Here is a 19,777-nt window from a genome sequence, read left to right on the forward strand (position 1 = left end):
TTTCCTATTGCTTGAGTGTTGAAGGGGCAAAAGAGAAGCCCGGCGAGCGTCTCTAGGAAGACTGCTGCCGGGCTTGTTGTGTTTGGCTGGCCTCGGTTCGATAGAAGTCAGCCGTTCGGTGGTCGCTGCGTTTCTGGCCAAGCGAGCGTTCCAGAAACTCGCTGGCCTGCTGGCATGTGCTGCCAGTAAACCCTTTCGTCTCGACCTTGGTTGAACCATCAGGCGAGACAATCACTTCGATTCGTTTCACGAGGCACCTCCGACTTGGACGGTCACCTTGATCGAGCCATCACTAAGCGACTGCTCGCTGACCGAGTAGCCCTTGCGTCGAGCCTGGATCTTGGTCTTCTCGACCGCATAGGCTTGCAAGAACTCATCGAGCCGTTCCTGTTTGCCCCAATGGCCTTGGTAATTGTCAAACTTGGTTTCACCGGTTGCTGTGTCAAACACCACCGGATACCGCCAATCCCGAAGCCGAACAGCCAGTCCCGTAACGGACTCGCTAAACAGCTTCACCGTCTCAACGACCGGCTCCTCGAGCCCCAGTCGTTGACACCCCGCCCGAGCCGCCGCAGCGTCTCGGACTTGAGTTTGCACTTGCACCACATGTGACATTCGCACGTCTCCTGTAAGTGAAAAAGAGAGGTGACGGTGGCTACGTCGCCTCCGTCACCTACATGTAGCGCAAAAGCGCTCGGTATTTAGCTCAATCGAGGATTCGGCTGCGAACTTGCATCACGTACGAGAAGCCCGCTCGTCCTTGTAGTGTTTTTCGAAGCTTGGCGTGTCAGGCCGGAGCTTAACTTGTTTCTCACCCCACAAAGGTGGACAATGAGTGGGATTCCAATATTTCGGGTGCCCCACCATGAGTGACGTCACGCAGATCCTCAGGCAGATCGAAGATGGCGACGGCCATGCAGCCGAGAAGCTATTGCCGGTGGTCTATGACGAACTTCGTAAACTGGCCGCCACAAGAATGGCGAGCGAGAATCCTGGACAAACGCTGCAGCCCACCGCTCTGGTGCATGAAGCTTATATCCGGTTAGTGGATACACAGCAGGCCAAGCATTGGGACTCTCGCGGCCATTTCTTTGCCGCGGCTGCCGAGGCGATGCGTCGGATCTTGGTAGATCATGCGCGGCGTAAGAAACGCCCCAAGCACGGTGGGGACCGGTACCGCTTAGGCATCGACGCCGTTGAAAATCAGCAGTGTGCAACGATTGCTGAGAACGATACCGACGAGGTCATTGCGGTAAACGATGTACTTGACCAACTAGCGAGTGAGAATCCGCAGGCTGCGGCGCTCGTGAAGCTCCGATATTTTGCCGGCATGTCCCTCAGTGAAGCTGCCAAAGCAGTCGGGATCACTCCCGCGAGGGCCGTCCGCCAATGGACTTACGCCAAGTCCTATTTGTACTGCGAGTTGCAGAGCACAAGAAAGTTTTGAGAAAATTTCGTTTTTAGCACGCGAGCCGAACGAAAAACTCGCATTGTAATACGGGCCCTTGATTTACACCCCATTGTCAACTGATTCGTCGGGGGGACAACGCAGATGATTGCGGAACCGCGAGACGTACAGGCGATCTTCGAAGCCGCCTTGGAATTGACCTCCGCGGAGGCTCGCGCAGATTACCTCGACAAAGCCTGCGGTGACAATCAAGTGCTGAGGGATCGGATCGAGCAGCTCTTACAGGTACAGTCCAAAGTCGGCGATTTCCTCGAATCGCCGGCCCCCGGCATCGCTGCCAGCCTTGCCTCCTTCGATCAAAAGGAGGCCTCCGATGGGAACGACGTAGCCACTCGGGACGATGCCGACGCCTTGGAACTACCCGGTCAGCAGATCGGCCATTACAAGCTGCTTCACGAAATTGGGCGTGGCGGGATGGGTGTCGTCTACATGGCGGTGCAGCAGGAGCCCGTACGACGAAAAGTGGCTGTGAAGATCATCAAGCCAGGGATGGATACGAAAGAAGTGGTGGCCCGATTCGAAGCTGAGCGGCAGGCGCTCGCAATGATGGACCACCCAAGCATCGCTCACGTTCTCGATGGCGGCGGCACCGATTCCGGGCGTCCCTACTTTGTGATGGAGTTGGTCGAAGGGAAACCGATCACAAAATACTGCGACGAATTCCGATACACAACGCGTCAGCGATTGGAGCTGTTTGCCCAGGTTTGCCAGGCGGTTCAGCACGCCCATTTGAAAGGGATCATCCATCGCGATCTGAAACCGACCAACATTCTGGTTACCGACAATGACCATGGGGTGACTGCGAAAATCATCGACTTCGGCGTCGCCAAAGCGTTGTACCAACCGCTGACCGATCGGTCGCTTTACACGCAAGCATCGCAGATGATCGGCACGCCGTTGTACATGAGTCCCGAACAGGCCTCGTCGACTTCGCTGGACGTGGACACTCGCAGCGACGTCTATTCGCTAGGCGTCCTGCTGTACGAGCTGCTCACCAGCACGACTCCGTTTGAACGTGAGCGGATGGATCAGTCCAGCGACGATGAGGTTCGCCGGATCATCTGCGAAGAGGATCCGCCGACGCCCAGCACTCGGCTGAGCACCCTTGACGGCGCGCTCGACACGGTGGCTGAGAATCAACAGACCGATCCTCGGACGCTCTCTCAATCGCTTCGTGGTGAGTTGGACTGGATCGCGATGAAGGCGCTCGAGAAAGACCGTACGCGGCGTTACGAGTCAGCGAGCGAATTGGCCAAGGACGTGCAGCGTTACTTAGAGGATCAGCCCGTCGAAGCCTGCCCACCATCGACGCCCTACCGGCTAAAGAAATTCGCCCGCCGCAACCGTGGGCTGCTAACAACCAGCCTATTGGTTGCCGTCGTTCTGCTGCTCGGAACCGGCATCAGCCTGTGGCAAGCGAGTGACGCCCGGCGAGCGCGCGATCAGGCCGAGAAGAACTTCCATCAGGCTCGCGAGGCCGTCGACACCTACCTGACCGAAGTCAGCGAGAATGAACTGCTGAATGCTCCGTCACTGCAGCCATTGCGCAAGGATCTGTTGGAACTGGCGTTGCGTTATTACCAGGGATTCATTCAGCAACAGCCTGATGATGCCGATCTTCAGGCCGAGTTGGCCGATGCACATGAGCGACTCGGAGAGATTACCAGTCTAATCGGATCCGCCGAGCAAGCGTTGCAAGCTCATCGACAGGCGTTGAGCATTCGCGAAAAGCTAGTGGCACGGCATCCAACCAGCCCAACCCATCAGCAGGCTTTGGCATCCTCGCTGCGCAATATAGCCCAACAGTCGATGCACATCGGCCAAACGGATCAGGCTCTGGCACAGCATCAAGATGCGATCACGGTGCTGGAAAAGTTGGTCGACCAGTATCCCCGTGTCTCGGAGTATCAGTCGGATCTAGCGGAATCCTACCGCTTCCTAGCAAGTTCTCAGAAGACGTTAGGGCAACAAGACGAGGCCGAAGATTCCTACGGAAAGGCGATCTCGATGTCTGAAAAACTCGTCGAGGAAAATCCCGCGGTCAGGCAATATCAGTATGAATTGGCCAGGTCTTACAACTTAGGGGCGAATCTTGACTGCTCGCTGGGTCGGTTGAGCGAGGGCATCGCCCGCCTCGAAAAGGCGATCTTGATTCAGGGAGCAATACTGCAGCAAGAACCAGAGAATTTGAAGTTCCAGGAAGCCCAGGCGGATTTTTTTGGCGACCTGGCGCTGGCACAAAGGACGTTGGCTCAATTCGAAGAGGCAATGACCTTCTGTGGGAAGGCGATCTCAATACAGGAGAAACTCGCCAACGAAAATCCCTCGGTCTTGCAGTATCAATCACGTTTGGCCATCTATTTTCAAACCCAATCGTTTCTGCATATCGACTTAGGTCAATTCGAAGAGGCCGTGACCTGCTCAGAGAAGGGGATCTCGATTCAGGAAAAGCTGCTCGAACAGGATCCCGATGGAATGGAAATCCGCGCTAGACTCGGCTCGCTATACGCCGCCCTGGCCCAGTCACAATCGAGCATTGGGCAACTGGAGGACTCGTTGGCTTCCTACGAGAAGTCCATTCTCCTTTTCGAGAAGCTTGTGGAAGAGTATCCCATGATTGAGCGCCCGACCTTGCCCAGAACATACTTGAACGTGGCTGTGGCGCACTTTCGCTTGGGTCAGATGCAGAAGGGTCTGGACTATTCACAAAAGGCGCTCTCCGTTTACGAGAAGTTTGCGGAGCAACATCCGGACGTTGTAGACCATCAACAGAGTCTGGCAGCTGTGCATTACAACATCGCTCATACACATTATTTAATGGGTGAATTCGATGTGGCCACGGAACACCTCCGAAAAGAGATCGCCATCCTAGAGACGCTGTTGGAGCGAGTTCCGTCAATCGTGAAGTCCCTATTAAAGTTGGACATGGCCTACTTCAAATTAGCAAAGATTCTTCGCGATGCTGGCGATGAAGATGTTGCTGCCGAAGCCTGGCGCAAATTCATCGAAATTGCCACTGACGTGAACCATGATGAAGCAAACATTCACCTCTGGGGTCATGTGGGCCAGGCGCACTACCGATTGGGCAATTGGCAGCAAGCACGCGAGGCGTTGGAAAAAGGGATCGAGCAGCGAGGTGACAATAATCCAATCTACGGCTTTGGCAGTGGATCCGAATGGTGGTTTCTGGCGATGACGCTGCATCAATTGGACGAGACCGAACAAGCTCGCGACATATACGACCAGTTGGTGGCAATGGGTGAAAAGTCCCCTGCCACGAACCAGTTCAATGCACCCTTTCGTGCCGAAGCCGACGAGGTCCTTGGTATTGTACAGCCAACAACCAAACAAGATGAGCAAGAGAGCCCGGTCGAGCCTGTAAGTTCAGAACTTGATTGAGATTCAAAGAGAACAAGATCGGCTGGCGAGACATTCGCTACCAGGCAACACGCCTCACCAGCCGAAGAGCCAACCTCAGAGCGAGTCGTCTGCGCGCTCGAGGCGAGGGCTTTTCCATTGTACCGCAGGCTGATCCCAAGCACGAGGAATGAGTCATGTCATCTCGAAAATGCGTCCAAAAAGCTTCGCAACACCACCGGTCCGTCCCTTCTTCACCACACCCGTTCAAACAAAAGATATTGCCATTTATGCTTGCTCTTTCCCTTGTCCCTCTGTTCACGAACTTTGCGAATGCAAAGAAACCGATTAAAGACGATCCCCCGGCAGATTTACCCCTGGTACGTTACACGATCGAGGAATTTACCGGATCGCCTGCCGGTGCCCCAGCGCCCCTTGACATCAACGTTCTTGGAATGGTGATTGGCTTCTATTGGGACGGCACGCATTTCCTTTATTGGCACGATTTGGACGGTGACGACCATCTCTTTTACGACCTAAATAATCTAAAGGATCTAAATACTCTAGAGGATATTGTGTGGCTGAATGGCCAGCCAGAGGGGACAAGGATTGTTCATCCCCTTGGCATCAACGTTGTTGGACAGATTGTGGCGGACATGTACTACACGGACGACGAGCCCGCAATCTACACACCCGTCTTGATTGATACTTTTCTTAACCCGAACCCGAGTGCTTGGACAGTTAGTGTCGTGCCACTGCCCGACGACGCCGACGATGAAGTGAGTTCGTACGCTATTGCCATCAACGACAATGGCAAGATCCTTGGCAGCTACCAACGTCCCAATGGCACGTGGTCTCGTTTTCTGTCTCAGTGGTATTGGGATAGCGAGCTGGACCAGGGGATTTTCTTAACAGAATCGTTGAGCACATCAATTGCAACACGCTATCTGTCTAATGGCTCCCTGAATAACGACGGTCGAGTGGCTGTGGCGGACGGCAGTACCTTGCTGATCTTTGACCCTGACTTGGAAGCACAGCAAATCGAGATCGAGGGGCTTCAACCTTTTGTTTCGGTAGATGATTTGGGACGGGTTGGTTGTCAGCTCACGAACGTAAAACTCGGTGGAAAAGGTGGGAAATTTGCCGACTACATAGTCCGCTACGGACCACCGCTTGAGGCCATTGCGAAGGCACCAACCGTCCACCTTTTCACCGGTAGCAACCAAAATTTCATGAACTCCTCGGGGGACGCCGCCTATTGGGTTGAGCATGAGGGTGGCTATTTGGTCCGCGAAGGGTCTGTTTGGAAGCTTGCCGATCTGATCGATACCGACAGCGATCCGACCATTGTGGATGCGTGGCGAGAGGGAAAACAGTGGGTAAAGGCGATCAGCGATCGTGACTCGAATACAGGTTTTCCCCTAATCGTGAGCGTTTGCAGCACAGAGATTGGTGGCGTTATTCTCATCCCACACCAAATTGAGGAATAATAACTCCGAAAGGAGTCAGTTCGAACTAACTTTCTTCATGTCACTCGATACTAAGCCTGTTTGATTGAGTGCAGGGGGTGCTTGCCAAAGCATTTCCAAAATCAATGTAGGCTACTGTAGCCTGAGTTTCTGAAGCAGTTTCGACCATCACGCGGCTGACTGAAGCGAGCTAGCCGCTGCGTGAAGTGGCGGAGAGTTCATTGAGTGTTAACCAACGAAATGACACCGATCCGACAAACGAATCGGAAGAGACGCATTAGGTCCTTACGCCAACGGCGTTGTATTCCACAGCTTAGGTCGCGACGCACAACCTAGGGCACCGATTGCCCGACACACCAAACCCTGAAAGGGTTTTACAGATGCCATAACTGTTGACGAGACAAAATAAGCATAGGCGGCCGGTGAGAAAGAGCCGACAAAGCAACCACTCACCGGCCTGATGCCATCCCCAGGGCGTTTGGTCAGCGAGCTCCGGGGAGAGGCCATTTGATTGTACCGCAGCCCAGGTGACGCCCCGAAAGAAGGGATCACTGCGGATCAAGATCAAAGCAAGAAAGGGTACGTGAAGTACTGCGTCAGAGGAACTGCGTCGCTCCTAATTGCAGTTTTGCAATGCGACGATTAGTACAATTTCCGATGGGTTCAACAAAACCATAGTGCGGCACGGCCGCAAGCGAAGCGAGCTGCCGCTCGGGTTGTGTATACCCACTCCCGTTGGTCGTTAGTATTTTGCCAGGATAACATCAAATTGAGTGATAATTGATATCGAATGAATGTTTGCCAATCGTTTCATGCCGATTTGTCCCGTACAAGAAACGACGTCCGTTTTGCGTGGCTGACTGCATGACAATCCTTCCTTTCTAACCGGAGTGTTTACGATGTCCAATCGACGTTTTTTGTCAGTTGAGAACTTGGAACAACGAATCGTCCTTGACGCATTCGGTCTCGTTGGCCCTACACTGCCCAATAGTTGGCAAGCGGTGATTGTTGAATTGAACGACAACACCAGCGACGCACGATTGATTGGCAATGATGTTGTGGGACGTGGTGGTGGACAACTCGGGCACATTTACAATCATGCCATCAAGGGATTCTCGGCACGGATGCCGATGGCGGCGATTCAGGCATTGCAAAACAATCCGCTTATCAAGCGTGTCGAACCAGACATCCAGATGCAAGCGTTTGCAGATCCTCTGACTCAAGTGCTGCCAACTGGAATTGATCGAATCAATGGGGATCAGCAGCTTGAGGGGGATCCGATTGCAATTGATGTTGATATCGCGATCATTGACTCAGGCATCGACACCACGCATGATGATTTGAACGTTGTCGGGGGCACGCATTTTTACACCACTGGAAACTGGCGAAAAAGCGTAACGGTCCAAGACAACAATTATGACGATGATAATGGACATGGTTCCCACGTCGCAGGAATCGCAGCAGCCAAAGACAATGACATCGGAGTTGTCGGCGTTGCACCCGGTGCTCGGCTGTGGTCCGTAAAAGTGCTTGATGAAAACGCGAATGGTTCCTTATCGAGCATCATCGCAGGCATTGATTGGGTCACCGACCGCGCCGAAACGATTGAAGTAGCCAACATGAGTTTGGGGGGACTTGGAGCGAGCACGATTTATCACGACGCGATCAAGGCCAGCGTTGAGGCTGGCGTGGTCTATGTTGCCGCCGCTGGTAACGAATACCGGGACATTCTGGGGCAAGATTTTCAGTTTGGGACCTCAGACGACACGATTCCGGCGGTCTACCCGGAAGTAGCAACCATTAGTGCGTTTGCGGATACCGATGGGAAAGCTGGTAACGCTGGACCGGTCAGTAGTCTTGGTTACGCTGACGACACGTTTGCGGACTTCAGCAACTATAGCAATAGCACCCGTGACAGTAACGACAAGCTAGTTTCCTGGTACGACGACAATAACCACGGAATCCTTTCACCGGGGCTGGGCATCGACTTGATGATGCCAGGCGTGGACATCTATTCGACCTACAAGGATGGTGGTTACGCCGTCGGTAGCGGAACCAGTGCCGCGGCACCTCACGCCGCAGGGCTTGCGGCCCTGTATATCGCGCAAAATGGACGAGCTCACAACGCCGAAGAGGTCTACACGATCCGCCAAGCATTGATTTATGGCGGAAAAGGATGGCGAGACCCCGATGAGGGATTGTATTTCCCTGATCCGAACTATATCCCAGACAGTCCCGACAATCATACCGAGAATCTTGGTTGGGTCGCCGACCAGGGACCGATCGATCATGCACCCACTGTTGAAATTACTTCACCGGTTGAAGGCACGTCCATTGCAGGAAACGTTGAGGTTACTGTAACGGCAAACGATGATGTTTCAGTCACACAGGTGGAATTTGTCATTAATGGAGCCAGTCTTGGGACCGACACTGTGGAGTCGGATGGTTGGTCAATGATGTGGGACACGACGGGTCTTTTCGATGGGGTCTACGAGATCACTGCAATCGCCACCGACACGGCCGGACAGACAACTTCCACCAAAATTTCTGTCATGCTGGACAACGTTGATGACCTTCCCACTGTCGCATTGGACAGCGACAGCCTTGCGGGCGTTCTTTCCGGAACGATAACGGTTACCGCAGACGCCTGGGATGATCGCGGCGTCGAAAACGTCCAGTTCTTTGTTGGAAACGAATTGATTGGAGTCGACGCCAGTGAAATCGGCGGATGGTCCGCAGAATGGGACACGACGCGATACGATGACGGATTGTATGGCGTAACGGCGACTGCCACTGACAGCGGGCAGCAGACCGTGATATCAATCCCAATTGAAGCTGTAGTCAACAACGCAGTCGCCTCGACGATGCACGTGGCCGACTTGGATGGCTCGAGTGTCCTTGACCGCAACCGCTGGACGGCAACCACAGAAATCTTAATCCAAGATGCCCAAGGTAAACCTGTCGAGGGCGCAACCGTGACTGGCTCCTGGAGCGATGGTGTTACCGGAACGTCGGAAGCGGTTACTGACGTCGATGGAATCTGCAAAGTGGTGAAAACGAAAATCTCAACTCGAACGCCAACGGTTCGGTTCAACGTCACCAATGTCAGCGGACCATTCCCGTACGCTGCCTCGGACAACGTCGACCCCGATGGCGACAGCGACGGCACGTCCATCGACATTGCCAGCCCGCTGTCTGCCTCTCGTTACTCGGTAGGCAGTACTCAGGCGTTAGCATCGGTATTCGAGGATACGGATGATCGCGAGTTCGACAATCGCGGTGACGAACCGGAAATAAAACAGGTAACGAAACGGGTGCAGGCTAAGGCACAAGTCCCCCAAGGGCGGCAAATGCAACCGCAGACGCGACAATCCAGCGACCCTGTCGTGGAAAGCACTGCGCAAGAGCTCGAGTCGCTCCTTGACGACACTGTTTTGGAACTACTCGCCAAGGGCTGGAAATAAGCGGTTACCACCGCCGCAAAACTCGGTGAATTCGGCATGCCGATTGGTTGGCCCTCCCTTGCACGGAAAGCGTTCATGGCCGAACGCTTCCTTGTAGACTTAGCCGTGCCAGCCGCCGAGCAGAAGTACTGTGCAGAAAAGGGGGGAAAGGGGAACTAACGCAACGGTGCTCGAAAAATCGTCAAGCCCGGCACGGATACTCAGCAGGTTGGCTGCCGCTTCGAGGCCACGGCCATCGCATCAAACGTTAACCAACTATTCGTTTCAGACCTGCCTAAGTCCAGTGTCGGTGTGAAAGATTTCAGTTGACGGATGTCAAAATCACGGCACGCACAAATGGATTTCCGAATGTCATATCAAGTCGCTCGTAAGTTTCACGATTGCTTCCAGGATGTCGAAGACCCGAGAGTCAAAGGTCGAACCACGCACTCACTCCACTCCATTCTCTTAAATGTTGTCTGCGCAACGATTGGCTACATCGTAATCGAGAGCGGAGCAGGACCAATCGGCGGAATCAGTTGCGTGGCGGGATTGGGTCGTGACACGGTCGAGGGTGTCACCGACGGAAACGGCTTCACCTACAACATCAGGCACCTGGATCACGCCGAGTTCGCGGTCGTGAGCGCCGCTGGCATGGACGGTGGCAACGGTGGCTGGCCAGTGCTCTATGGATCAACGCCGGTGACCGACAATACGCTGCTGTTGGGCTTTGACGAAGACCAGAGAGACAGTGAGCGGGCTCACACGACCGAACAGGTGGCCTACATCGTTTCGGATCCGCCTCCTGCAGCAGCACCCGCGTCCGAAATTACCATGGATGCAAGCGGCGACGGGCAAGTGACATCGATGGATGCGCTGCTGGTGATCAATTGGCTCAACACTCATCCGTCTGGTGCGACACCGTCACACTTGGATTTGAACCATGACGGAGCCGTGACACCGCTCGACGCGCTCGTCACGATCAACCAGCGAACTCGCAGCGTGATCCAAGCTCGTGCCGCGATCAACGCACAAGCAATCGACCAACACTGGGCCTTCGACGACGAAGACGACAGCGAAGGTTGGCTGGACGAGGAACTGCTTGAGCTGATGGTACCTTAGACCTGCAATCGGGGTTGCCAATACGTAAGCGTTCTTGCTCCTCACGGGGCAAAAACGCTGGCGGCATAGTGTAAATTGACATCCGGAAGCCAACCCGTGAGAATACTGAAAGAGGCGCTCTCAACTCCCCGGCGAGAACACTCCATTCAACCTACGAGCATAAATCGGGGTCACCCTTGGTACCGAATGGGAAACCAATGTGAATGAGTCCCTTCATGGGTATGATCGCTGGTCCTTCATATGAATATAGAAGCACGGTTCTTTGCTGTCATTCTTTGATCAGGAGTCCTGAAATGAGATCACTACGAATCGCTGTGTCACTGTTATTGACGCTGTCATGAGCATTCGCCACGACGTCACGTGCGGCCGACGAAATCAGTCGCGACTTCTTGCTAATGCTATTGGGCAACTGGAATGTTACCGGTACCGCTGCTGGAATGGGACTTACCGGAAAATTTGAGATCAAATGGAATGCAGAAGAATCCTGCCTTTCAAGTGCGTACGAATTGAAATTATGCGACATAAACTCAGCTAATACCAGCGTCGATGCTTTAGGGACTTTCGTGAGACTTCATCCGATTAGGAGGCTCTGTATGCCAACCTACGTTTACGACAAGCGGGTACATCACTTACGCAGTGAATTGGTTAAGCCACGTGGGCCGTCTATCGGAATGCCTGCGGCTTTCACAGTCGACACTGGCACCGGCGATTCAATCGCGATCCCGATGGAATGGCTACCCGACCGTTGCTTTGTTGTGGTTACTACCCCGGACTGCAAGATCGATGTCCCGTTCTCCTATGTCGTTTCAATCAGTACGACTAAGGCTCCGCCATCGAAAGCCAAGATAGCTGCCGAGGTCGTCAAGAAAGTCGTGAAGGGGGCACGAAAAGGAAATCCAATTGGTGGTGCTATCGAGGGTCTCATGGTTAGCGATGAAATCGGTGATGCATCGGTGTATTCTGAGATCAAGAGGGGCAAGACTGAGTCTGGAACGGCTGTCACGTTTTTCATCAAGCGATAACGACACAGAACATTGGGAATCTTTGGTAAGATCAGGGGGAGCCATCGGGGGACAACTAAGCAACGTGGGGGAAATAAGTGAGCGGAATAGTGCCAGCCACCGGTGCATGAGGACAGGGTTTTCTAGCACCAAACCGGCGGCTAGCGCCTTGCCGCTCACAATTGGAGATCCGACAGTCATTTCTCGCACGATGCTAGGAATGGCTCTCACCCATCAAACCTCGGGCTTGCAAGTATTCATTGTGCCACCAGAGTGCGTCCTGACGCGACGGTCAGCGTTGGCCATCGCCTAATCCGTTCCCGTTGATTCCCTACTAGCGAAAGGTTTTCGCCATGAAACTCGCACCCTCGACCATTGTCTTGCTGTTTGCCGTAATTGCATCGCCAGCGTTCGCGCAAGAGTCTAGTCGCAAGGACTTCCAGGAATACTGTCAAGCGTTTCAAGGACGATGGGTAGGTGATATTACCTGGGTAGCGGACTGGCCAGGCTTGGGAAAGAAGGGCGAAAAGGTCACCGCTTATTCTGAGAATACGGTAGCAGAAGATGGGAATGCCCTGATCACAAAATTCTATGGCGGTAATGGTTCGGGCACTGGCATCGTTGCGTTCGATGCGCGCGCTAAGCAAATCAAGTGGATGTGGGTTTCGTCTGGTGGCTATGTTGGTCAGAGCACGCTCCACAAGGTGGACGGAAAATGGGTTGACAAGGGTCTTGGAAGTACCCCAGACGGAACCAAGAACGAATACACAAGCACGGTAACGATTACTGACAACGGCAATACGCATACCTGGACCGGAACCGGGACGCTTGGCGGAGAACAGGTCGATGACCAGCACGATGTCTGGCGTCGCGTGAGCCAATAGGGCAATCAGCCGTCTGACAAATCCAGTCATGAACGCACGAGCCGCAAATGGTTTGATGACAAGCAGGTGCGATACCAACCGGGATAACTGCCAGCTGCAGGCCCATTCTCAAGTTTTGCTACCGCCCTCCGCAATCAGTTAACCTGAGTCTGCTGGGTGAGCCCGAGCAACAGCTCCGGGGCCCCCACGGATCTGTGCCGCACCAAGCCCAGCGTCTTAGTTCAACGCCCTGACTATCCCTCGATTCCGCTTCATTTGGAGTGGTTCGTAATTCCATCCGTCTGTTTTTACCCAACGGAGTCCGATGCATGTGCATTAGGGAATCAAGCCGCCGTGAGTTCGTTGCTCAATGCTGTCGCATTGCCTCGACGGGGTTCGTGACGTCCACGCTAGTGGGCACCTCCCGTGCAATGACATCCGAGCGAATCGATGAGCGAACCATTCTCGCAGCATCAGCAACTTCTGTTGCCGACTTTCTTAGACGCAGGAGAATCTCCGTTACGGATTTGGTCGACATCGCAATCGGCCAGATCAAGAAAGTCAACCCAAGCCTGAATGCGGTGATTCACTTTCCTGAGGAACTGGCGCGTCAGCAAGCTAAGCAGATCGATACACTGCTTGATAATGACGCTGTTAATTGGGAGTTGACGCCTCTAATGGGCGTTCCAATTACCATAAAGGACTGCCTAAATGTCGCCGACATGCCCACCACGAGCGGCGTGCCGATATGGAAGGATACCAAGGCGAAGAGTGACGCGACGGTCGTCAAGCGATTGCGAGATGCCGGAGCGATCCTCATAGGCAAGACGAATTTGCCGGCACTGATGAGCGCGTACGAGACTGGCACGTCAGAATTCGGTGTAACGAACAATCCCTACGACCTCAGTCACACGCCAGGAGGCAGTAGTGGCGGTGAAGCTGCGATCATCGCAAGTGGTGGGTCATGGCTAGGTATTGGAACGGATGGATTGGGAAGCATCCGCGTTCCAGCTCACTACTGCGGTGTACCTGGGCTGCGCCCCGGATGGGGGCGAGTATCTCGGGCTGGTCAAGTTCCCGCTGTACCGCATGCCGAAGGTTGGTTGCCTGATCCGGGATACACGGTAACCGGGCCTTTTGCACGTTCGGTCGCGGACCTACATCTCGCTCTTTCGATCATGCAAGGGCCGGACCCACGAGATACGAAGACATTCCCGGTACCACTTGGCGACTATCGAAAGGTCGAACTCCACGGCATGAAAGTGGCCTATTGGACCCAAGGTTCCGGAGCAGTGCTGACGCCTGAAACCGAACGGACGCTGGAAGACGCGAGACGCACTCTTGAGGAGCGTGGCGTAAGGGTTGTGGACGCAAAACCGCCACTTGCAGACGAGATATACGACATTAGTCAAGCACTTTACTCACCTTTCTTTCTCGACAGCTGGAAGCAAACACTCAAGGAGCACGGTATTGATCAACTGGGGCCAATCGATTGCGACATGATGCGTGGGCTTAGCGCATGGGCCACACCATATAGCAAAAGCCAGGTTGAGCAGTTTCAGTTACGATTACCTGAATTGAGAACAGGTCTGCTTTCGTTTCTGCGTGAATACGATGCGATCCTAAGTCCGGTGACGGCAACGCCGGCGCCAAAACACGCAACGACGTTCACGGACATCCGGCGTTTGATCTTTGTGCAACTACCGGCATACTTGCCGGCCATACCATCCGGCAGTGTGCCATGCGGATTCAGTGACCGCACAGATAAATCGCAGCCATTACCCATTGGGGTACAGGTGATTGCTCGCCAGTTTCGGGAGGATGTGGTGCTGGCATTCATGAAAGCACTGGAGGACGACCTTGGGGGATGGCAGCCACCACCGATACTGACCTGATGCTTGAAAGACGTGACAGAACTAAGAGATGCACGTGCAGACTAGAAATGGTTTGCTGACGAATGGGTGTGAATCCCGCCACGGTAACTGCTAGCCCCACGCCCAGATTTGCTTAAGCGATCAGTATTGCTAAAGCGATGACACTGTTTTTCGTTGGGTTCGTCCAGAGCAACAGCATTACTCCAATACTTCACCGATGACCCGAGCGACCTGCTGGCCGAGGAACACGTAACCATCCGAGTTAAAGTGAACGTCATTTAGATTCTGCATTTCAGCTAGGTGCGGAGTGATTGCAGTGAAGAGATCGTCGATCGTTACACCGTGCTTCCGCATCAGCATCGCTGCCACGTCGTTTCTTTCAACGATCGCAGCTGCAGTTTGATTCTTGGTCGGGTCATCCGGAATCGGCGTCGTGCTTGCCCAAACCAATTCCGCACCCGTCTGTTTCATTCGTTCGACGAGTAACTCCAATCGCTCGCCATACTCGGTGATTGGGGTATTCCGATCGTGGATACCGAAGTTGAAATGAATCAGATCCCAATCGCCATCACCCAGCCACACGTCTAGCTTTCGCACGGCTAGCGAGGTGGGACCGCAGTTGGCCGGAGCTCGATGGACGTTGGCCTTGCCGGCAAGTGCCATTCGCACACTCTGGGTGTAGCCTCGTGATACCGAGTCGCCGATCAGCAGCACGCGTGGGAGCTTTGGATCGTCCTGGATGAAGTCCCAGGCGTTGGATCTGCCGGCGACTTTCTCGCGTTTGTGGATCGGAAGATAGAAACTGCCGAGGTTTTCCTGTAGGACTTGTTCCCAGGCTTGCTGAGCGGGCGAGAGGGTGATCATCCATGCGGCATATTGTTCGTCCAGGATCTTGTCCGCATCCGCTTTCTTCGCCGCTGCTTCAGCGCCATTGGTTGGTTCGCCCTGTGCTTGCGGAGCGGTATTCCAGGCTGCGGCCAGCAGGACGATGAGAACTAGCCATGGGGTCATAACGGCGCTTTCTTAGGGGGTTATCTCGACGACCCTAACAATACACCTTGTCGGCTGCAGAGGAAACGAGATCGCATCACGCTGGGATCCAATCGTCACCATCAAGCAGATGTATCCCTGATGATGTGGGGCATTGATGATTGGTCGGTTAGGAGACGAGTGCCGCAAGGTGGCGTGAAAGCCAATACCCAATAACTCACGGTTTTGGGCATGAAATGGTTGAACAATGCCACAATCAACGCCAGTCGATGCAATAACTTGCAATGCGGAATTGATGTGTTATGCTTCAAGGAATGGTGAGTTTTCCAGCAAATCGCAGGGAAATAGCTTGGTGCGAGAAGTCGATTCACACCGCAGAGGTCACAGATTCGAATTCTGTATCGCCCATCAAATAGTGGTTTCCTACGCTATCCTGAACTATGAAAACACCGCCTTTTGCGGTGTTTTCATAGTTCAGGGCGGAATTGCCCAAGTCCTCAATAGCGCCAGATTGGCCCGAAATGCAACCGCCAGTGCAACCGCGGTTGCATCCTGAATCCGCGTTGTGCCCTCGTTCTGAATCACGGGCCACGTTGTTTGGCTCGGAGGGGGTAGCGATGGTTTGTCCGTGCGGGTCTGATGCCGCCTTGAACGCTTCATCCGTTGCCATGGCATAAGACTTCATCGCAACGGGAATCGAGTTACCCACCCACCCCACAACGTCCTTTGCGGGGTAGCGAGCTAACAACTCCGTTTCGCGGCTGGCCCGCAAGTTCTGAAAAAGCTTCGGCCATGGGGTTATGCCGGCACGTTTTAAAATCAGCAGAAACGTGGACCGCAAATTCTGAGTGGATTGCCGGTAGCGGTTGATTACAAATTCCGCTCCCTCTGGCGCCGCGTCCCATGCCACTTCTAAGTAGGGCCGTAATTCTGGGAAGATCGGGCAGACACGCACCCCACCGGTTGAATGGTGTTCCGTCTTGCTCGCGTTAATGACCATGCGGCCGGCTGGCAAATCCACGTCCGACCATCGCAACGCGACCAGCTCGCTCGGACAACGCATCGCACCATAGCGGGCTAACGCTAGGATTGTCTGCCACTCCAAGTCGGGGCAATACTCCATGCAGCTTTCGATGACACTTGCCTCAACGAAGAACTGCCTCTTTTCGTTTTCTTGGATTGCGCTCGGTAGCTTGGCAAAGGGGTCCGCCGGCATGTAGCCGCGTTCAACTGCTTCGGCGAAAAACTGCTTCGCGGTTGCCGTTCGACGTCTGACCGTATCTTCGGCCATGGTCTTTCTCTTTTTGTCCCGCCGGTTTCCTTTGGTCTTCAACCAAACACGCCACCGCTTTCCTTCCGCAAGCGTAATGTCCCGCAACAGTTTCTTGCGGCCGAAGAAGTCGATCAGATTCGCTTTCGCTTGCCGGTAACTGATTTTGCTTGAATCCTTGACGTCTTGACGCTCGCCGATGTATTCATCGATCCACTTTTCCAACGTCAAGACACGGGCAACACGTTTTGCGACTGATTCACACAGACCGCATCGAGCCAACTTGTTGCGCAAGTCGTCATCGATACCACTAAGCCAATCGGCCGTTGCCATTTCCGGCGGACACTTTTTCTTCACTCGGTCTAGCAGGTGTTCGACGTGCTCTTTCACTTCCTGTGCCCGCCACTCGGGAACGTCCCCAAGCCAGATCGTTCGGTTTCGCTTTTCCGCATCACGAAACTGCAGCCGATAGCCCTTGCGGCCTCGGTCATCTTCTAAGCGTAGACTTGCCACTCAATCTTCTCTCGCAGTTGACCCATCTGAGGAAAACACCATCTCCGGCCGGGATGGGACCGGCACTCAGCTGTATGCCAAGAGGCGGTTCAGTCATACTAACAAGGCAACACAGTTCGACTCGGGGCTTTCACCGCGACGAGTCGATATTTCTGCACGTCGCCGATATTTTGGCAACCGGACACTTCACCAGCGCGGTTTAACCAATGAAACACAAGAATCCGAGACAGCTTCCGAATCACGGGTCGGACGACCGCCCCATGCTTTCCCTTTTCACTTTCGTGGTCCTCGGTTTTCTTCTTGTTGACGTGGTTGGTAACCACGCAACCGCGGGTTGCATTGGCCGAAGTGTTCGTTCCAGTTCTTTCCCCACGCTATTTTACAGAATTCGACTTTTTTCAGCCGAAGATTGCTTCGTCTTGCAAGATTCCGTTGGTTCGAGGAAAGAAAACGCTCGAACCTAAACCACCTTTTAAGGTACTGTTCTAAGAACACTCACTCAGCCACGAGATGTGTTCGGCGGATGTTACTTGTCCTGAGCCCCGCCATCTTTGAGACGCATTTCAATCACTTTGGCAACAACCGCGGCCTCGTCCGCCAAAGCCTCCCCCACAGCAAGGTCTTGGGCCAATTGCAGCATGGCCTTGCTCGGATAGCGTCCGATGACCTCAAGGACCAGTTCGCGTTCGGCATCACGCTGGGTCGCATTCCACCCTTCGCGACACATCGCGACGCGCTGCTCATCCGACATCTCTGGGCCGAACTGTCGCGGCAATCGCAAATACCCTCGGAGCGCTCTGACACGATAGGACGAATTCGGGTCGGTGGCCAAGTCGAGCAATACCGGACCCGCGTCGATCGACATCCACTCGCCCAGAACTCGAGTAGCAGCGTCCTGCATTTCCTCATCCTCTGACTTACCCATGCGGCCGATCGCGGCCAGCGCCTTCGTGCCTCCCACTTCCCCAAGCGTCTCCATGATCGTCACTCGGGCGTCGGTCGGTGCATCCTCCAACGCCTTTGCGAGTCGTTCGGCGCACGCTTCTCGATCGGCCATCCGTACTGACGCGGCTCGAAGCGCCTTCGCGGCAACCTGACCATCCTCGGCATGGACAGGTTCCAGCACCGTGTCAATCAGCACCGAAAGGTTCTCAAGTGAAGCAACCTCGCCCAGCGCTTTTAGCGCTGCGGCCCGAACTTCCGTACCGGAGTCGTTGACGGCTTTCAGAAGCGGTTCGATGACCTCGATTCTTCGTCGACCGACGAGTTCGATCAGGGCGAGTCGCCGTTTGCCTTCCGCTTCGGCCAAGCTCTCTGTCAACAGAACGTTGACACCGTCGCCCGACAAAATCGACAGGGCGCCTCGAGCTGTCTCGCGAATATCGTCGTAGTCATCCGAGGCGAGGGTCAGCAATAAAGGCACGCAGGTTTCGTCTCCAAGGATGCCAAGCACTTCAATCGCCGACAAACGGACTGCAACCGGACCTTCCTGTGCGGCGCTGAGCATCGCTGGCAACGTCTCAGCGTCGCCACGATCGGCCAGGGCCAGAATCACCAAGGCTCGGAGATCGGCATCCAGATCGGCCAACCCGGAGAGTAACTCTTGGGAAACGCTTGAGGCGGTCAACTCGCGAGCGGCGGCCAGCGCTGCTTGCACCATCGCTCGATCACCTGATTTCAATTGATTGAGCAAGAGCGGAACGCCCTCGGCGCCGCGTGAGAGAATCGCGCCGCGCGTTGCCTGGGCAACTCGACACTCGGGTACCTTGGCTGCGAGAACGATGTCGTAAAGTTCCGCAGCGAGGATTGCCTTGTCGTGGGCCATGAGCTTCTCCGCACATAGAATACAGGCATAGGCAACTTCGCTACGCACCGGCTCGAAGTCCGCTTCCAGGGCCAAGACGAGAGCCTCGATTGCCTTGTCGCCTCCGATTCGCCCGAGCGTCTCAGCAGCGGCCGTCACTAGCTCGACATCGTCGCTTCCCAGGAGTTTCGTCAACGCGCCAACCGCGGCTGCATCCTGGCGAACACCGATCGACCTGATCACGCCGATCCGTTGGCGTCCGTCCAGACGCTCCAGCGATGCGCGCAGGGCTTCGTCGACCGACGGATCGGGAATCACCTCCAGCGCAATCCGAGCCCAGGCCGCCAGTTCTTCATCCTGTAGCAGCGCCGCGAGCGCGGGGACGCACTTGCCGGAACCGCAAAGTGCCAGTTTCTTGCATGCAATCGTCTTCTCGCCTCTCGGTGCATCCGAAGTGATCACGTCGATCAGCGGCTTCTCATCTTCCGCAAACGAAAGAGTTGTTGCAGTCGCCTGATAGAGGATCGCCACACACATCAATACAAACCATGTGCATCGTAAACCGTTCATGAGTCTTTCTCGAATCGAATCAGGTATTTCTTT

At 54.5% G+C, this 19,777-nt stretch carries 13 protein-coding genes; 8 read left to right on the forward strand and 5 right to left on the reverse strand.

From position 1 onward, the window contains the following. Positions 1–52 precede the first annotated feature (52 nt). Positions 53–250 (reverse strand): DUF2997 domain-containing protein, encoded by a 198-nt coding sequence (locus Poly41_RS23430; RefSeq protein WP_146529488.1) that lies wholly within the window; start codon positions 248–250, stop codon positions 53–55. After that, complete coding sequence (locus Poly41_RS23435; protein ID WP_146529490.1) at positions 247–615, reverse strand: hypothetical protein; 369 nt, start codon at positions 613–615, stop codon at positions 247–249. Before Poly41_RS23435 ends, Poly41_RS23430 begins: the two co-directional genes overlap by 4 nt. Before the next feature lie 250 nt (positions 616–865). On the opposite strand from Poly41_RS23435, the gene Poly41_RS23440 reads away from it, so the two are divergent. The 8 genes from Poly41_RS23440 (at position 866) to Poly41_RS23475 (ending at position 14,618) form a co-directional block, all read left to right on the forward strand. Next, a complete protein-coding gene (locus tag Poly41_RS23440) occupies positions 866–1,447 on the forward strand; it encodes an ECF-type sigma factor (protein WP_146529492.1) in 582 nt (193 codons plus the stop codon). Positions 1,448–1,552: 105 nt separating this feature from the next. Continuing rightward, positions 1,553–4,867, forward strand: coding sequence for a serine/threonine-protein kinase (locus Poly41_RS23445; protein ID WP_146529494.1), 3,315 nt, complete (start codon positions 1,553–1,555; stop codon positions 4,865–4,867). A 248-nt stretch (positions 4,868–5,115) separates the two neighbouring features. After that, a complete protein-coding gene (locus Poly41_RS23450; RefSeq protein ID WP_146529495.1) occupies positions 5,116–6,315 on the forward strand; it encodes a hypothetical protein in 1,200 nt (399 codons plus the stop codon). 878 nt (positions 6,316–7,193) lie between these two features. Continuing rightward, a complete protein-coding gene (locus Poly41_RS35525; RefSeq protein WP_146529497.1) occupies positions 7,194–9,758 on the forward strand; it encodes a S8 family serine peptidase in 2,565 nt (854 codons plus the stop codon). An 813-nt stretch (positions 9,759–10,571) separates the two neighbouring features. Next, positions 10,572–10,859 (forward strand): dockerin type I domain-containing protein, encoded by a 288-nt coding sequence (locus tag Poly41_RS35065; protein ID WP_261344911.1) that lies wholly within the window; start codon positions 10,572–10,574, stop codon positions 10,857–10,859. 593 nt (positions 10,860–11,452) lie between these two features. Beyond that, positions 11,453–11,881 carry a hypothetical protein gene (locus tag Poly41_RS23465; RefSeq protein WP_146529499.1) on the forward strand — a complete coding sequence of 143 codons (429 nt, stop codon included), beginning with the start codon at positions 11,453–11,455 and terminating at the stop codon, positions 11,879–11,881. 332 nt (positions 11,882–12,213) lie between these two features. After that, on the forward strand, positions 12,214–12,744 hold the full coding sequence (locus Poly41_RS23470) for a hypothetical protein (RefSeq protein WP_146529501.1): 531 nt from the start codon (positions 12,214–12,216) through the stop codon (positions 12,742–12,744). A gap of 308 nt (positions 12,745–13,052) precedes the next feature. Continuing rightward, a complete protein-coding gene (locus Poly41_RS23475) occupies positions 13,053–14,618 on the forward strand; it encodes an amidase (RefSeq protein ID WP_146529503.1) in 1,566 nt (521 codons plus the stop codon). Between the two features lie 177 nt (positions 14,619–14,795). On the opposite strand, the gene Poly41_RS23480 is transcribed toward Poly41_RS23475, so the two are convergent. The 3 genes from Poly41_RS23480 to Poly41_RS23490 form a co-directional block, all read right to left on the reverse strand. Further along, complete coding sequence (locus tag Poly41_RS23480) at positions 14,796–15,608, reverse strand: SGNH/GDSL hydrolase family protein (protein WP_197231565.1); 813 nt, start codon at positions 15,606–15,608, stop codon at positions 14,796–14,798. Positions 15,609–15,954: 346 nt separating this feature from the next. Further along, positions 15,955–17,370, reverse strand: a complete 1,416-nt coding sequence (locus Poly41_RS23485; protein ID WP_146529505.1) for a tyrosine-type recombinase/integrase — start codon at positions 17,368–17,370, stop codon at positions 15,955–15,957. Between the two features lie 526 nt (positions 17,371–17,896). After that, positions 17,897–19,744, reverse strand: a complete 1,848-nt coding sequence (locus tag Poly41_RS23490) for a HEAT repeat domain-containing protein (protein ID WP_146529507.1) — start codon at positions 19,742–19,744, stop codon at positions 17,897–17,899. Positions 19,745–19,777 lie beyond the last annotated feature (33 nt).

Origin of the sequence: Novipirellula artificiosorum (genome assembly GCF_007860135.1) — a bacterium.
GTDB lineage: Bacteria > Planctomycetota > Planctomycetia > Pirellulales > Pirellulaceae > Novipirellula_A > Novipirellula_A artificiosorum.

What these genes read in the sequence shown, in the direction of transcription:
- Poly41_RS23475 (WP_146529503.1), top strand. Translation starts at nt 13,053, where the DNA reads ATGTGCATTAGGGAATCAAGCCGCCGTGAGTTCGTTGCTCAATGCTGT.
- Poly41_RS35065 (WP_261344911.1), top strand. Translation starts at nt 10,572, where the DNA reads ATGGATGCAAGCGGCGACGGGCAAGTGACATCGATGGATGCGCTGCTG.
- Poly41_RS23465 (WP_146529499.1), top strand. Translation starts at nt 11,453, where the DNA reads ATGCCAACCTACGTTTACGACAAGCGGGTACATCACTTACGCAGTGAA.
- Poly41_RS23440 (WP_146529492.1), top strand. Translation starts at nt 866, where the DNA reads ATGAGTGACGTCACGCAGATCCTCAGGCAGATCGAAGATGGCGACGGC.
- Poly41_RS23435 (WP_146529490.1), bottom strand. Translation starts at nt 615, where the DNA reads ATGTCACATGTGGTGCAAGTGCAAACTCAAGTCCGAGACGCTGCGGCG.
- Poly41_RS23490 (WP_146529507.1), bottom strand. Translation starts at nt 19,744, where the DNA reads ATGAACGGTTTACGATGCACATGGTTTGTATTGATGTGTGTGGCGATC.
- Poly41_RS35525 (WP_146529497.1), top strand. Translation starts at nt 7,194, where the DNA reads ATGTCCAATCGACGTTTTTTGTCAGTTGAGAACTTGGAACAACGAATC.
- Poly41_RS23480 (WP_197231565.1), bottom strand. Translation starts at nt 15,608, where the DNA reads ATGACCCCATGGCTAGTTCTCATCGTCCTGCTGGCCGCAGCCTGGAAT.
- Poly41_RS23450 (WP_146529495.1), top strand. Translation starts at nt 5,116, where the DNA reads ATGCTTGCTCTTTCCCTTGTCCCTCTGTTCACGAACTTTGCGAATGCA.
- Poly41_RS23445 (WP_146529494.1), top strand. Translation starts at nt 1,553, where the DNA reads ATGATTGCGGAACCGCGAGACGTACAGGCGATCTTCGAAGCCGCCTTG.
- Poly41_RS23470 (WP_146529501.1), top strand. Translation starts at nt 12,214, where the DNA reads ATGAAACTCGCACCCTCGACCATTGTCTTGCTGTTTGCCGTAATTGCA.